At 36.2% G+C, this 15,606-nt stretch carries 14 protein-coding genes; 6 read left to right on the forward strand and 8 right to left on the reverse strand.

What is annotated here, in order from left to right; translation table 11 throughout:
- Nucleotides 1-109 precede the first annotated feature (109 nt).
- Entirely contained in the window at nt 110-571 is a 462-nt protein-coding gene (locus MUA87_RS08600; protein WP_002480547.1) for a DUF420 domain-containing protein, read from the reverse strand.
- Nucleotides 572-596: 25 nt separating this feature from the next.
- The gene (gene cyoE, locus MUA87_RS08605) at nt 597-1,508 is read right to left on the reverse strand and encodes a heme o synthase (protein ID WP_002480546.1); all 912 of its coding nucleotides are present in this window, start codon (nt 1,506-1,508) and stop codon (nt 597-599) included.
- A 320-nt stretch (nt 1,509-1,828) separates the two neighbouring features.
- Between cyoE and MUA87_RS08610 the strand changes: the two genes are divergently transcribed.
- Complete coding sequence (locus MUA87_RS08610; RefSeq protein ID WP_057510365.1) at nt 1,829-2,755, forward strand: COX15/CtaA family protein; 927 nt, start codon at nt 1,829-1,831, stop codon at nt 2,753-2,755.
- A 151-nt stretch (nt 2,756-2,906) separates the two neighbouring features.
- On the opposite strand, the gene MUA87_RS08615 is transcribed toward MUA87_RS08610, so the two are convergent.
- The 3 genes from MUA87_RS08615 to MUA87_RS08625 all read right to left on the reverse strand — a co-directional run bounded on the left by MUA87_RS08615 (nt 2,907) and on the right by MUA87_RS08625 (nt 8,484).
- On the reverse strand, nt 2,907-6,356 hold the full coding sequence (locus MUA87_RS08615) for a pyruvate carboxylase (protein ID WP_262550546.1): 3,450 nt from the start codon (nt 6,354-6,356) through the stop codon (nt 2,907-2,909).
- A 395-nt stretch (nt 6,357-6,751) separates the two neighbouring features.
- Complete coding sequence (ftsW, locus tag MUA87_RS08620; RefSeq protein WP_002480543.1) at nt 6,752-7,972, reverse strand: cell division peptidoglycan polymerase FtsW; 1,221 nt, start codon at nt 7,970-7,972, stop codon at nt 6,752-6,754.
- A gap of 236 nt (nt 7,973-8,208) precedes the next feature.
- On the reverse strand, nt 8,209-8,484 hold the full coding sequence (locus MUA87_RS08625; protein WP_002480542.1) for an Fpa/YlaN family protein: 276 nt from the start codon (nt 8,482-8,484) through the stop codon (nt 8,209-8,211).
- 136 nt (nt 8,485-8,620) lie between these two features.
- Here MUA87_RS08625 and MUA87_RS08630 point away from each other — a divergent pair, with 136 nt between their 5' ends.
- Together MUA87_RS08630 and MUA87_RS08635 are read left to right on the forward strand one after the other, a co-directional pair.
- A complete protein-coding gene (locus MUA87_RS08630) occupies nt 8,621-9,103 on the forward strand; it encodes a hypothetical protein (protein WP_002480541.1) in 483 nt (160 codons plus the stop codon).
- Between the two features lies 1 nt (nt 9,104).
- A complete protein-coding gene (locus tag MUA87_RS08635) occupies nt 9,105-9,308 on the forward strand; it encodes a DUF2197 domain-containing protein (RefSeq protein WP_023015935.1) in 204 nt (67 codons plus the stop codon).
- An 88-nt stretch (nt 9,309-9,396) separates the two neighbouring features.
- Here MUA87_RS08635 and typA read toward each other — a convergent pair whose 3' ends face one another.
- Nucleotides 9,397-11,244: a translational GTPase TypA gene (gene typA, locus MUA87_RS08640; RefSeq protein ID WP_023015936.1), complete on the reverse strand. Its 1,848-nt coding sequence runs from the start codon at nt 11,242-11,244 to the stop codon at nt 9,397-9,399.
- Between the two features lie 94 nt (nt 11,245-11,338).
- Between typA and MUA87_RS08645 the strand changes: the two genes are divergently transcribed.
- Nucleotides 11,339-11,530 (forward strand): DUF5325 family protein, encoded by a 192-nt coding sequence (locus MUA87_RS08645; RefSeq protein WP_002480538.1) that lies wholly within the window; start codon nt 11,339-11,341, stop codon nt 11,528-11,530.
- Nucleotides 11,531-11,695: 165 nt separating this feature from the next.
- Here MUA87_RS08645 and MUA87_RS08650 read toward each other — a convergent pair whose 3' ends face one another.
- Nucleotides 11,696-12,514 (reverse strand): inositol monophosphatase family protein, encoded by an 819-nt coding sequence (locus tag MUA87_RS08650; protein ID WP_002480537.1) that lies wholly within the window; start codon nt 12,512-12,514, stop codon nt 11,696-11,698.
- Between the two features lie 115 nt (nt 12,515-12,629).
- Between MUA87_RS08650 and MUA87_RS08655 the strand changes: the two genes are divergently transcribed.
- Nucleotides 12,630-13,241 (forward strand): YktB family protein, encoded by a 612-nt coding sequence (locus tag MUA87_RS08655; protein WP_262550548.1) that lies wholly within the window; start codon nt 12,630-12,632, stop codon nt 13,239-13,241.
- Nucleotides 13,242-13,461: 220 nt separating this feature from the next.
- A complete protein-coding gene (locus MUA87_RS08660; protein ID WP_262550550.1) occupies nt 13,462-14,820 on the forward strand; it encodes an Nramp family divalent metal transporter in 1,359 nt (452 codons plus the stop codon).
- A gap of 81 nt (nt 14,821-14,901) precedes the next feature.
- Here MUA87_RS08660 and MUA87_RS08665 read toward each other — a convergent pair whose 3' ends face one another.
- Entirely contained in the window at nt 14,902-15,528 is a 627-nt protein-coding gene (locus MUA87_RS08665; protein WP_057510362.1) for a DUF4064 domain-containing protein, read from the reverse strand.
- Nucleotides 15,529-15,606: the final 78 nt, after the last annotated feature.

Below are 15,606 nucleotides of genomic sequence, written 5' to 3' on the forward strand. Positions count from 1 at the left end.
TGTTAAGTAATTATCATTGTACACGTTTCACACGCACACTCGCAAGGATAGTCTTTATGTAAAAACATCGACTGACAACAAATAACGTCATCAGTCGATGTTTTACATTTTAAAAGCCGAAAGTTGCTTTAAATAATGAAGTTGTTTCTCCACCTGGGTACATAACATATAACAAGATGTACACGATAATACCTGTGAACGCTGTAAAAATCCAAATAATCGCTGCCCAAGGTCCAACCTTGCGGTGAAGATTAAATTTGTCTTTAAACGCTGTGATGATTTGGAATAATCCCATTAATCCACCCACTGTTGATAACGCGATGTGGAAAATCAAGAAGAAATGGTAATATCCTTTTAACCATGCAGGTCCACCGAAAGCAGTGTTCCCGATAAAGAATGTTCTACTTGCATAAATGATAAAGAATGTTAATGCGAAGAATGCCGCAGTCAACATTACTTTCTTATGCGCTTCAATTTTACGTTTTTTAATCAAGTACCATCCAACAATAACTAACGCCGCACAAATTTGAATACAGCTTGTACTTATCGTCGGCAATATAGGTAGACTCATAAATCTCATCCTATCTTCAATTTATTTAAATCATATTGATTAAAGAAATTACGACTGCTAATGCAAAGAATAGCACTAAATAGTTTAGTGAGTAAACAAACATTAACGTAGCCCATTTCTTTTGATTGAAGTTCTTCTTGAAGCTTGTTAAGCCAAGATACATCCAACCTAAGTTCAGAAGTGTTGCCAATACAACGAATACCGTACCTAAATTTGTAAATAATAATGGTAAAGGTAATAATGCGACTAACCATAAAAGCATACCTACACGTGTACGGTTAAAACCTCTAACAGATGGTAACATAGGAACTTTAGCTAAAGCATATTCGTCTTGACGTTTAATAGCTAAGGCATAGAAATGAATCGGTTGCCAACAAAATACCACTAAGAATAACGCAATTGCTGTTAAGCTTAGTTGGCCTTCAATTGCTGTCCAGCCGATTAAAGGCGGTACTGCACCTGGGAAGCTCCCGATAACAGTATTCCAAGTTGTGTGGCGTTTAGACCAAATTGAATAAAATGATACGTAGCCGATAATGCCCATTAAACCAATGACACCTGATGGTATATTTAGGATAAATAATAAGATTTCTCCTAGAACCATCATTCCGAAACTTAAAATCAATAAATTTTTATTTGAAATTCTGTTATTGACTGTCGGTCTTGACTGTTTGCTTGGCATAATGCTGTCAATATCTTGGTCATAATAGTTATTGAGTGCACATGCGCCCCCCATGATGAGCGTTGAACCGATCATCATCAACAGAATTTGCGGTATAGATGATAGGAAGGAGTGATTCGTTAATACAATCGCTAGCCATGCTCCTGTGAAGGCAGGAATTAAGTTCCCTTGAACGAGCCCCATTTTAATAATTGCTTTCAGTTCTTTAAGGGTTACACGACCAGAAGCTTGCGACAAAGTATGTCCTTTATCCATAATGCCCCTCCTTAAAATATTCATATAATACAATGATATAGCAAAAAGTAATAGTTGACTAGGCTAAATAAGACAAATTTGTGACACTTTAGCGACAACACTAATTTTCAAAAAATCGTCATTTTTGTGACACATTTTCAATCCACATGCTATTAAAATTTATAGCCATTATTGATATAATGTTTATAAATATTTACAATTTATCAAATGACAAATAGGCTTGAGGCATGGAATTCGGATTCGTCTTACATACTTGTTCGTACAAATCCCTCCTTTCCTCTGCCTTTATCTATGTCAATTAATCAGTGGGGTGTTTTAAATTGTTTAAAAAACGTAACCTTAGATGGTTAGCTGTTCTTGCAACAGTTATTATGGCATGGGTTCAATTAGGTGGCGCACTTGTAACAAAAACAGGTTCAGCCGATGGTTGCGGATCATCATGGCCGTTATGTCATGGTGCTTTATTACCGCAAAACTTACCTATTAGTACAATTATCGAGCTCAGTCACAGAGCAACATCTGCTTTATCATTAATCGTTGTATTATGGTTGGTCATTACAGCTTGGAAGAATATCGGGTATATCAAAGAAGTTAAACCACTGGCAATTATCAGTGTCGGTTTCTTGCTTATCCAAGCATTAGTCGGAGCTGCAGCAGTGCTTTGGCAACAAAATGATTACGTGCTTGCATTGCACTTTGGTATCTCATTAATCAGCTTCTCATCTGTTTTCGTATTGACATTAATCATCTTCGATGTAGATAAAAAATACGAAGCGAACAAAGTACACATAGATCCTAAACTTAGAATCTATACTTGGACAATGGCGATTTGTTTATATGTCGGCATTTACACAGGTGCTTTAGTACGTCATACAGATTCATCATTATCTTATGGTTCATGGCCATTACCATTCGCAGACTTGATTCCACATACAGAACAAGACTGGGTACAATTCATGCATAGATTATTAGCACTTATCGCTACAATCAGTGTGTTCCTTGCATTTAACTATGCAATCAGACACTATCACGAAAACCGTACCATCCGATATGGTTACACAGCAGCATTACTTTTAATCGTACTGCAAATTATCACAGGTGCTTTATCAATCTTCACAAGCGTGAATTTATTCATCGCTTTACTACACGCATTAATTATCACATTTGAATTCGGTTTAATCGCCTACTTCATCTTATTGATGCTGCGTACAAAACGTGTTGAAAAAGTTAAAAATAACGCTTATTAATACAAATAACCGTTGAACAGACATCACTGTTCAGCGGTTATTTTTCGTTGTTTCACCCAAACTTCTTATTCACTATTACTATAAATAGGCTTCTCAAGAATAGAAATACCGGAAACTGAAGAGAGTATCAGCTTCCGGCATATTTTAACGATTATTCATCTTTTTCTAATTCCACTAATAAGTCACCTGTTTGAATACCTTCACCATTTGTGACAGTAACTTGTTTTACTGTACCGTTGAATGGTGCTTGTACTGTTGTTTCCATTTTCATTGCTTCAGTAATCAAGAGTGCTTGTCCGCTTTCTACGTGATCACCCACTGCAACTTTAACTTCTGACACTGTACCAGGCATTTGTGCACCGATATGGTTAGGGTTAGCTTTGTCTGCTTTTGGTTTTACTGTCGCATTCGTTTTCACATTTTCATCTTGAATTTTAATTTGACGTGTTTGACCGTTCATGATGAAGAAGATTGTTCTGACACCTTTATCATCTGGTTCAGTAATTGCTTCTAATGTGATAATCAACGTTTTACCTTTATCGATTTCCACTTCAACTGTTTCACCTGTACGCATACCGAAGAAGAATGTCGGCGTATCTAATAATGACACATTACCGAATTGTTCTTTCGTAGCGATGTATTGTTCATAAACTTTAGGATAAATCGCATAACTGATTAAATCTTGTTCAGTGACAGGTTTTTCTTGTTTTGCTTGAAGTTCTTCACGTAACGCTTCAAAGTCGATATCTTCAAGGTATTCACCTGGACGCTCTGTTAATGGTTTTTGACCTTTCAACACAACTTTTTGAAGTTCTTTATTGAAGCCGTCTGTTGGTTGACCGATTTCACCTTTGAAGAATGAGACCACTGATTCAGGGAAGTCGAGTTTGTAACCGTCTTTTAAGACATCTTCTTCTGTTAAATCATTTTGTACCATGTATAACGCCATATCGCCGACTACTTTTGAAGATGGTGTTACTTTAACAATATCTCCAAATAAGAAGTTTACGCGACGATACATATCTTTAACTTCATGGAATCTATTGCCTAAGCCTAAACTTTTCGCTTGTTGGTTTAAGTTTGAGTATTGACCGCCAGGCATTTCATATTGGTAAATTTCTGTGTTCGGTGATTTGAAATCACTTTCGAAGTCACTATAGTAATGACGTACTGTATCCCAATATTGACCTAAACGTTCAAGACCATTGATATCTGTACGTGCATCACGACCAAAGCCATTTAAAGCATAGTACAATGAGTTCGCACTTGGTTGACTTGTTAAACCACTCATAGATGATACTGCTGTATCAATGACGTCTACACCTGCATCTGCAGCTTGTTTATACGTTAAAATACCGTTACCGCTTGTATCATGTGTATGCAAGTGGATTGGTAAATCAACTGCAGCTTTTAATTCTCCGATTAATTCAAAAGCAGCTTTAGGTTTTAATAAACCTGCCATGTCTTTAATCGCAAGAATATGGAATCCTTCTTTTTCCAATTCCTTCGCAAGGTTCACGTAGTATTCTAATGTGTAAATATTAGAGCGTTGCGGATCTAAAATATCCCCTGTATAACAAATTGTACCTTCAGAGATTTTGCCCGCTTCTTGAACCGCTTCATTCGCTACTTTCATTTGGTCTAACCAGTTCAACGAGTCGAAAATACGGAAGACATCTACGCCAGCTTCAGCACTTTCTTTTACGAATTTCTTAATCACATTATCAGGATAGTTTTTATAACCTACTGCGTTTGATGCACGTAATAACATTTGGAATAAAATGTTAGGAATGGCTTTACGCATTTGTTCTAGACGTTCCCATGGATTTTCTTTCAAGAAGTTATAAGCAACGTCAAATGTCGCACCGCCCCACATTTCAAGTGAGAATGCATCTTGTAAGATTTCCGCTGTTTGTGATGCAATAGCTAACATATCTTTCGTACGCACACGTGTCGCAAGTAAGGATTGATGCGCATCACGGAATGTTGTATCTGTAATCAACACATCTTCTTGTTTTAATAACCAGTCCGCTACAGCTTTAGGACCTTGTTCATCTAAGAGTTGTTTTGTACCTCTTAATTGTTTGATTTCTGATCTTGGTACACGGTCTACATGTGGACGTTCAAAATCCGGTTTTTGACGTTTTTCAACACTTGGGAAACCGTTGATTGTCACATTACCAATGTATTCTAATGTTTTAGTACCACGGTCTTGTGTTGGATTAATTTCAAACAACTCAGGTGTTTCTTCGATGAATTTAGTTGTATAGTCGCCTTCTTGGAATTGTTTATTGCGAATCACGTTAATTAAGAATGGAATATTCGTTTTCACACCACGAATACGCATCTCACGTAAAGATCGATCCATTTTTTCAATCGTTTGTTTAAACGTTAGCGCATGTGTAGACAATTTCACTAATAATGAGTCATAGTATGGTGAAATTTCAGCACCTTGGAATCCATCACCAGCATCTAAACGTACACCGAAACCACCACTAGAACGATAAGCGATAATGTGTCCAGTATCCGGCATAAAGTCATTTGTCGGATCTTCAGTTGTGATACGACATTGAATCGCATACCCTAATGTATGAATATCATCTTGATGCGGAATACTGATTTCATCGTCAAATAACGATTCACCATCTGCTACAAGAATTTGTGTTTTCACAATATCGATACCTGTAATCATTTCAGTGATTGTATGTTCTACTTGTACACGTGGGTTAACTTCAATAAAGAAGAACTCATTGCCAGATACTAAGAACTCAACTGTACCTGCGTTGACATAGCCCACATTGTTCATTAATTGTAATGCTGCGTCACAAATACGTTGACGTAAACCTTCATCCATACCTACTGATGGCGCAACTTCAACAACTTTTTGGTGACGACGTTGTACAGAACAATCTCTTTCATAAAGGTGAACAATATTACCGTGTTCATCACCCATGATTTGAACTTCTATATGTTTTGGTTCATTAATGTATTTTTCAATATAAACTTCACTGTTACCAAAAGATTTTTGCGCTTCAGATTTCGCACGTGTAAAGGCTTCTTCAAGTTCAGACTCCTCATTCACAATACGCATACCTTTACCGCCGCCACCGCTAGTGGCTTTAATCATCAATGGGTAACCTGCTTCTTTCGCAAAATCTGCAGCTTTATGATAATCCTCAATCGGACCATCTGTACCCGGAATAACTGGTAAACCAGCTTCAATTGCTGTGGCACGGGCTTTCACTTTATCACCAAACATATCTAAATGTTTAAGTTTAGGGCCGATAAAGATAATACCTTCTTCTTCACAGCGTTTTGCGAAGGTTTCATTTTCACTTAAGAATCCGTAACCTGGATGAATCGCATCAACATTCGCATTCTTCGCAACTTCAATAATACGTTCAATATTTAAATAACTGTCAGCAGGACCTAAATCCTCTCCGACTAAATAAGATTCATCAGCTTTGTTTCTATGTAACGAACCTTTGTCTTCATTTGAATAAATTGCGACTGTTGTAATGTCTAATTCAGTGGCTGCACGGAAAATACGAATTGCGATTTCACCGCGGTTTGCTACCATTAACTTATTAATCTTCTTCAAGTGATCAACCCCCAAAAAATCAATTATTAGAATTTTCTAAACCTTTGTTGTAGATAATAGTATACCAAAACACGAACATTAATGTTAGTAGATGTATCTGTTCTGATATGTAAACTTCAAGCCAAACTATACTGTTTCAGCAGCTTATAAACACGCCACCAAAGCATGTTAGACAGTGCTAGTATAGATAAGACATATAGAAGCATATCCGTATTATATCATATTTTCTTATAACACATCATAAACTTTATTTATACTTATTTCTGAAAGCAATCATTTTAGCTTAACCATTATTCTTAACATTTCTTACTCGTCAATAAAAAACGTTTGTCTTTTTAAAAATCTTTCAATCGACATAAAAAAAGACTGAACGTGCTTACGCTCAGTCTTGTCATTTAATATCTTCTTGGAATATCAATATGTTTTTGTTTTGCTTTTTGTTTATCCATCTTGATTTGTTTCGCAGTAATTAATAATAAGCCTAAGGCGATACTTAAACTAATCATAGAGGAACCACCAAAACTAATAAATGGTAACGGTACCCCTGTCAACGGAATTAACGCTGAAATACCACCTAAGTTAACGAATGTTTGACTGCCGATATAACTTGCGATACCAACACAAACGAGTTTATAGAAATAAGAACTTGTTTCAGAAGCTAACTGGAAAGCTCTATAGACAATAAAGAACAATAATCCAATCACAAATAGGCCTCCGATTAAACCTAGTTCTTCACATATGACCGCAAAAATAAAGTCTGTATGCGGTTCTGGCAGATAGCCAAGTTTTAACACACTGTTGCCGATACCTTTACCGAATAATCCCCCATTCCCAATCGCCATTAAGGAGTTTGAAATATGGTAACCTGTACCAGATTCAAAATGGAATGGATCTGTCATAATTCTAAAACGGGCAACTAAGTATGCAGGTAACCAACCTGCAATGGCGAATAGTACTAATGCAATACTGCCACCTACCAATATGATACCGCCCCATTTTAATAGCGGTTTAATCCAAATACCTGCATAAAGCATAATGGACATAAAAATAATGATAATCAGCATCGTTTGTCCAACATCACGTTGGAATAGCACCATGATAATACACACAATGATAAATAATAACGGATTCAGTATTAATTTCGGATTCGCAAGTACGCGCTCACGCTTTTTATTAATCATGAATGGCAGATAAAGTATAATGGCGATTTTCAACAACTCTGAAGCTTGTAAGTTCATAAACCCTAAGTTAATCCAACTTTTAGAACCATTGATATTTTTACCGATTAATAACGTAAAGAATAGCAAAAGGAAAATACCTGCCATCATAATTTGTTGCACACGTGTTTGCTGTAAAAATTTAACGTTCATGAAGAACGCCATAAAAAATACAATAATAAAACTCATCACAACGTACATTAACTGTCTTGTATAAAAGTACGTACCAGACACAGGTGTACCCCCTGTTAACGTCCCTTTAGTAGCAGGAACCATACTGGCACTGTAAACCATAATCAACCCAATCAAACACAGCATTATATATGTAATCACTAACGGATAATCGATATATTTTGCATACTTTCCGACATACCGAAAGAAAGATTTTATGTTATTCATTTAAAAATCATCCAATTCTCATATTTGAAGTGTTTTCAAATATATTTAGAGTTTGTATAAGACTTTAATGTCTTAATTCTGTTTTCACTTTGACGATATCTTTATAAAACCACATTTTTAAGTCGTGTTGCAAGCATTTCTGTATGCTGAAAAGAAATAAAAAAAGTGACTGTACATTCTATCAACTTCTGACAGAACTGCAGCCACTTTGTGCGGTTTAATCTGATGCTGTGAAATTAAACGTTTGTGAATGCTTCATGAAGTTTAGACAATTCTTTTTCAAGACGCAACATGATTTCTTTACCTTGTTCGATATCGATCAAGCCTAAGTTTGCTGCAAAGTCTACTTCTTTTTGTAAGCCAAACATTTGTGTATCTAAAACTTCTTCATACAAAGGACATTGCGGCAATGTTAAATTGTCCATTTGTACTTTAATTAATTGCAGAATGCGATCTGCATCTTTATTTAATTGGTCATATGCCGCGTTATTGATTGTGTTCGATTTCGTCATGACATACTCCCCCTATCATTTGTTTGTCATATTAAAAATTTTAGCCTACTCAAAACTAAATTGCAAGTAAATTTCGAATCAGTAACTCTATTCTATGTTATCATAGACTCAGATATTATAAAGGGGAGCGCATAACATGATACAAATTAAGGGTAAAGTTAAATTTCCAATTACTTTAGACAGTACAACTTGGATTTTTGACGATCGTAAAGTAAAAATCGAAGATTTAGAAGCAGGCGTCTTTGAAGGAACAAAACCTGTCGAATTCCAAAATAACCGTGAATGGAATCGCGCAATTTTGGAAGGACAAACGAATCCTCCAACCCTGAATTCTGAAATCAAGTATAAAAAGCGTGCCATGATTGAGGACACATTTGTGATTAACATGACACCTTTCTTCAAGAATGCTGAACCAAATGACGATGCCACAGCAATTCGTCTATCAAACGATGAAGATTCAATCGAAGTACCGTTAAGCTTATTACCTTACCTGTTCTTTAAATTCGCAGATAAAGGGAAACGTTTATATGATGACAACGGTGTTGACAGCTTCGTGTACATACCTGAAGAAGGGTATTCACATGAATTCAAACATGTGACGTATATCGAGGTGGTATAATTTGATAAAAGTACAGTGTATCATCTGTGATACGGAAGTACTCATGGATGAAAATACATTGGAAGCCAAACAGCTGCGCAATCATCCTATGCGCACATTTATGTGCGAAGATTGCAGAAGTCGTTTAGATGTTCCTAAACAACGTAATAACTTTTATAAAGCACAAGAAAAATTCAATATATTAACAGAAGACCATGACGATTGATTCATGGTCTTTTTTTTCTTCCTAAATACAAAAAAGAAGCCCGAATCTTTTTGATTCAGACTTCTTCATTATCTTAAAGCTGTAACGATTACTCGTCTTCAGCCATTAATTGTTTAATACGTTTTGCTTCTTTTTCACGTTGAGATTTATTTAAAATTTTCTTTCTCATACGGATACTTTCAGGTGTTACCTCTAACAATTCATCGTCATCGATAAATTCTAACGCTTCTTCAAGTGTTAAGATACGTGGACGTTTCATTGTTTCAGTTTGGTCTTTCGTAGCTGAACGTACGTTGGTTTGGTTTTTAGTTTTAGTGATATTTACTGTTAAGTCATTATCACGGTTATTTTCACCAACAATCATACCTTCATATACTTCAGTACCTGGTTCCATGAAGTTAGTACCACGGTCTTCTAAACCAATAATTGCATATTGGCTTGCTTTACCTTGGTCCATAGAAACTAATACACCATTACGACGTCCGCCGATACGACCTTTAATACGTGGACGGAATTCTTCGAATGTGTGGTTGATGATACCATAACCACTTGTCATTGACATGAACTCAGTTGTGTAACCGATCATACCACGTGCAGGCACCATGAATACTAAACGTGTTAAACCATTATCTGTAGTCACCATGTCTAACATTTCACCTTTACGTTGTCCAAGTGACTCGATAACTGAACCTGCATTTTCTTGAGGTACTTCACATTGTACGCGTTCAAATGGTTCACATAAAACGCCATCGATTTCTTTAAGGATTACTTGTGGTTTAGATACTTGTAATTCAAAACCTTCACGACGCATATTTTCAATTAAGATAGATAAGTGTAATTCACCACGACCTGCGATAACCCAAGCATCTGGTTGGTCAGTTGGTGTTACTTTTAATGATACGTCTGTTTCAAGTTGTTGATCTAAACGGTCTTGAATTTGACGTGCAGTCACATACGTACCTTCACGCCCTGCGAATGGTGAGTTATTTACACGGAAAGTCATTTCAAGTGTTGGTTCATCAATACGTAAAACAGGTAATGCTTCTTGATGGTCATGTGGTGTTACTGTTTCACCTACGTTGATATCTTCCATACCTGAAACCGCAATTAAATCCCCAGCATGTGCTTCTTCAATTTCTTCACGTTTTAAACCGAAGAAACCGAATAATTTGCTGACACGGAAGTTTTTAACACTGCCGTCTAATTTTAATAATGAAACTTGATCTCCGACTTTGATTGTACCGCGGAATACACGACCAATACCGATACGACCTACATAGTCGTTGTAATCAAGTAACGCGATTTGGAATTGTAAAGGTTCATCGCGGTTATCTACTGGTGCTGGTACATAGTCTAAGATTGTTTCATACAATGACTGCATGTTTTCATCTTGTTTATCTGGTTCTAAGCTTGCTGTACCGTTTACAGCTGATGCATATACAACTGGGAATTCTAATTGGTCATCATTTGCATCTAATTCGATAAATAAGTCTAAGACTTCATCTACAACCGCTTCTGGGCGTGCTGCAGGTTTATCGATTTTATTTACAACCACTACAGGTTTTAAATTTTGTTCTAACGCTTTTTTCAACACGAAACGTGTTTGAGGCATTGTACCTTCGTAGGCATCAACAACTAATACAACACCGTCTACCATTTTCATGATACGTTCCACTTCACCGCCGAAGTCAGCGTGACCTGGTGTGTCTAAAATATTAATTCTAGTGCCTTTATAATTAACTGCAGTATTTTTCGCTAAGATTGTAATACCACGTTCTCTTTCAATATCATTAGAATCCATTGCACGTTCATCAACATGCTCATTCTCACGGAAAATACCAGATTGTTTTAATAATTCGTCAACTAATGTTGTTTTACCATGGTCAACGTGAGCAATAATAGCAATGTTACGTACGTCTTCTCTTAAATTTGTCATACTAAATTTCCTTTCTTGAGTAAATTCCCACTTCAATTTGCAACTTTTTTATTATATCATATTATTGAGCAAAGAATAATAAGGTGGGGTTTGAATGCAGAAAAAAAAATCAAAAGCTATATTTTGGCTTTATTCTGTTCTTGCAGTCATTTTCTTAGTACTGTTCAGTTTTAGCTTAGGTGCTCAAAATTATTGGTTTATGGCGATTACAGCCATTATCCTAATTGCAATTTTCGGTGCCGGCTTTACAACTAAGAAAAAATATCGCGAAAACGATTGGTTCTGACCAATCATTACATGAATTTTTAACATAAAGGGTTCCACTCCTTGCAGTACCCTGCAGGAGAAAGAATACACATATATTTCAGTCAAAAGAAAAAGGTTGGGTACCTAGATGCTTTTTGAACAATTGCTTGTTTAAACAGCTTCGATGGTCCCGACCTTTTATTTTTTATCGATATCTTTTGTGTAATGTCTCAAAAGTTTCTTTTTCCGGCAACATGTGTTTCGTTAAAATTTCCTCATGTATGGATTGATTGCCGACCAATACAGAGTGCGGCTGATTTAGTGAAAGTGGATTACCTAATAAATCCGTACCTTTACCGCCTACTTCATTTAAAATAATTAAAGCACCGGCATAATCCCAAGGTTGTAATCTCGGTGTTAAATATGCACCTAATTTTCCTTGCGCAACATGAATCATTTCTAAGGCTGCAGAACCATAAGCGCGACAACTTCTCGCTTCATCTACTACCTTTCTGAATATAACACCAATCACCGGCTTTGTTAACCAATTTGGATTAATTCCAATCAAACTTTTATTTAAATCCGAATTCTCAAGCGGCTTCATTGGATGTTCGTTTACAAACGCACCCTCTCCTGCTTTTGCATGATAGAGCAAATCATTCATGACATCATAAACAAATCCTGCATAAGGCTCTCCATCATTATAAATACCGATAGAAATCGCAAAATTTTCTTTTTGATGCACAAAGTTCAATGTGCCGTCAATCGGATCTATAACCCAGACAATACCTTTTTGTTCAACTTCAGACATCGGTCTGCCATGTCCTTCTTCACCAATAAATTGATGGTCTGGATAATTCTCCATAATGTTATTGTAAATAAAATCTTCCGTTGCTTTATCAACATTTGTCACCAAATCATTTGGATTGGATTTTGTTTCAATATTGATATCTTGTTGCATCATTTTACGGATATTATTACCCGCTTCAATTACAAGTCCTTTTGCAAAATCATATACTGCCATTTACGAACACCCCTTCTATCATATTATAACTAAATCATTTCAGAATTTCATTTACTCTAAATCAAGCCAAAATTATGCTACAATGTTTTCAATCATAACAACAGGAGGCTTTGTCATGTCTAACTATACTTTTTCTTCTAAAGACTTTAAAGTCTTTGAAGTGCCTGGATTAGAAGCACGAATGGCTGAAATCGAACAACACATCAGACCAAAACTACATCAGTTGGGTGAACACTTCGCTGACTTCTTATCTACCCATACAGCAGATGAATTCTTTATGCATATCGCAAAACATGCACGTCGTACAGTAAATCCGCCGAAAGATACTTGGGTCGCTTTCTCTACGAATAAACGCGGTTATAAAATGCTGCCGCATTTCCAAATCGGTTTATACGAATCACAAGTCTTTGTCATGTTCGGCGTTATGCATGAAGCTAAAAATAAAACGCATTACATTGAGGTCTTTGAAAATCACTTCAAAGATATTGAAAACTTGCCTGCAGACTACCGTATTTGTGTAGATCATGTCAAAATGGATAAACCATTGATCCAAGACCTATCGACTGAAGATTTAGAACAAGCATTGTCACGTGCAAAACAGCTTAAAAAAGGCGAATTCTTTGTTGCACGTACACTCGCACCCGATGCACCTGAGTTAAAGTCAGATCAAGCATTCCTCGATTATTTAGAAGATACGTTTGAGCAACTGTTAAAGTTTTATCCATAATAGCATAATACCGAGCATTTAACTATTCATTCAAAATTATCGTGCTGATTTAGACAAAGTTTGCCTTATACTACTTTGTTTAAATCAGCTTTTCTTTTTCACCTACATCTCGTTGCTCACAATTTTAAACGTAAAAAACAGTTTTATTAGGTTGACCTAATTTTATTTTTACTTTATTATTAAACCATTGTTAGAACATAGAGAAGTGGGGGTGACCTTCTTGACTAAAAGACAGGTCAATAGACAGGTCAATTATAATAACGACAGCTTAGACGAAATCAACAATACTGTCAGTTTCAATTCAAACAGCAGTATCAAGCAGAAATTCCTTTCATTCTTAGGACCGGGCTTACTGGTTGCAGTAGGTTATATGGATCCTGGTAACTGGATTACCTCCATGCAAGGCGGAGCCAAATACGGTTATATTCTGCTTTTTGTAATATTAATTTCAAGTTTGTCTGCCATGTTGCTTCAAAGTATGACAGTCAGACTCGGTATCGCATCAGGCCATGACTTAGCACAAGTCACAAAACGTTTTTTAAATAAACCTTTAGCATTTATATTCTGGATCATAGCTGAACTCGCAATTATTGCGACAGATATCGCAGAAGTTATCGGCAGTGCCATTGCGCTTGATCTATTATTCGGAATTCCATTGCTTGTCGGTGCGATCATCACAGTACTTGATGTCTTTATCTTATTATTTATTATGAAATTCGGTTTCAGAAAAATTGAAGCCATCGTCGGTACGTTAATCTTTACTGTACTCGCAATCTTCATCTTTGAAGTTTATATTGCTTCACCTGACGTTGTCAGTGTATTAAATGGTTTTATACCTAGCAGTCATATCGTTACACAACAAGGTGCCTTATATATTGCCTTAGGTATTGTTGGTGCAACGATTATGCCGCATAATCTTTATTTACACTCATCTATCGTCCAATCAAGAACATATAATCGTAAAGATGAAGCTTCTAAAGCACAAGCCATTAAATATGCGACAATTGATTCAAACATTCAATTGACTATCGCATTTGTGATTAACTGTTTATTACTTGTTCTAGGTGCTGGTTTATTCTTCGGTACAGGCAATGCAGATAATCTTGGCGGTTTCTATGACTTATATCAAGCCTTAGAACAACAACCGTTGCTTGGCGCATCTCTTGGCGGTTTAATGAGTACTTTATTCGCAGTCGCTTTACTTGCGTCAGGTCAAAACTCAACGATTACAGGTACCCTAGCCGGTCAAATCGTTATGGAAGGTTTCATCAACTTGAAATTACCAAACTGGGTAACACGATTAATCACACGTTCTATCGCAATTATTCCAGTTATCATTTGTTTAATTATCTTCCATGGTAATGAAAGTATGATGGAACAACTCTTAGTCTTTTCACAAGTATTCTTAAGTATTGCGTTGCCATTTACTTTAATCCCGCTTCAACTTGCGACTAACAACAAAGACTTGATGGGAAGATTTAAAAACAAATTATGGATTAACATAATTTCATGGTCATTAATTGTTATCCTAAGCGGATTAAACATCCATTTAATCATCCAAACATTCCAAGAACTGTAAACAAAAGCTATACAATAAAAATAAAGCAGCTGCAATCCAGTAAGTTTCCCCTTTACGGATTGCAGCTGCTTTTTAATTTTATTATTTGAAATCGTCTAAATCATGTCTGCGTGGACGTTCATGATCGTCTCTTCTACGTTGTTTAGCCAATTCACTTTCATTCGCATTTTCTTCATAATGCGCTTCGTGATTAGCTTCTGAATCAAATTTGTCATGTTCTGCTTTGTCTCTTACCTGTTTGCCTTCAGGATTGACTTTTTCATGCTTGTTTGTGTTTTCATTATCACGTGTAATGTCTTCGAAATAGCCATGATTTCTGTCGTACTCTTTGTTGGCTTCACGTTTAGCTTGGCTTCTTCTAACAAATAACATAATCGCTACAATAAAGAATAAAATAGATGCGATAAAGTTTGAGAAGTATAAACCAACTAGTGCCGCGACAATTAAGATAATACCTGCAGCAATGCGGTTTTTCTTACTTAATACAAGACCCACTGCTGCGATAATTGCGACAACAATCAAACCAATCGTTGTGAAGACCATTGTTTGATGCAAGAATTCAGGTGACATACTGGAATCCCCTTGTTTTAACAGAATGTCAGCCAACATGCCATCCTTCATGAATGTACCGATTAAGAACAGCAACATATAGAGTACTGTCAGACCTACACCGATCCATCCAATGATTCTTTCTACTTTTCTATTCATTGTAATACCCTCCTGATTAAGCGAAATTGAAGCGTCGCATTATATTCTTCGCTGACTTCATCCGCTTTTTTAAGGCCG

The sequence above is a fragment of the Staphylococcus simulans genome (assembly GCF_025561465.1).
Lineage (GTDB): Bacteria > Bacillota > Bacilli > Staphylococcales > Staphylococcaceae > Staphylococcus > Staphylococcus simulans.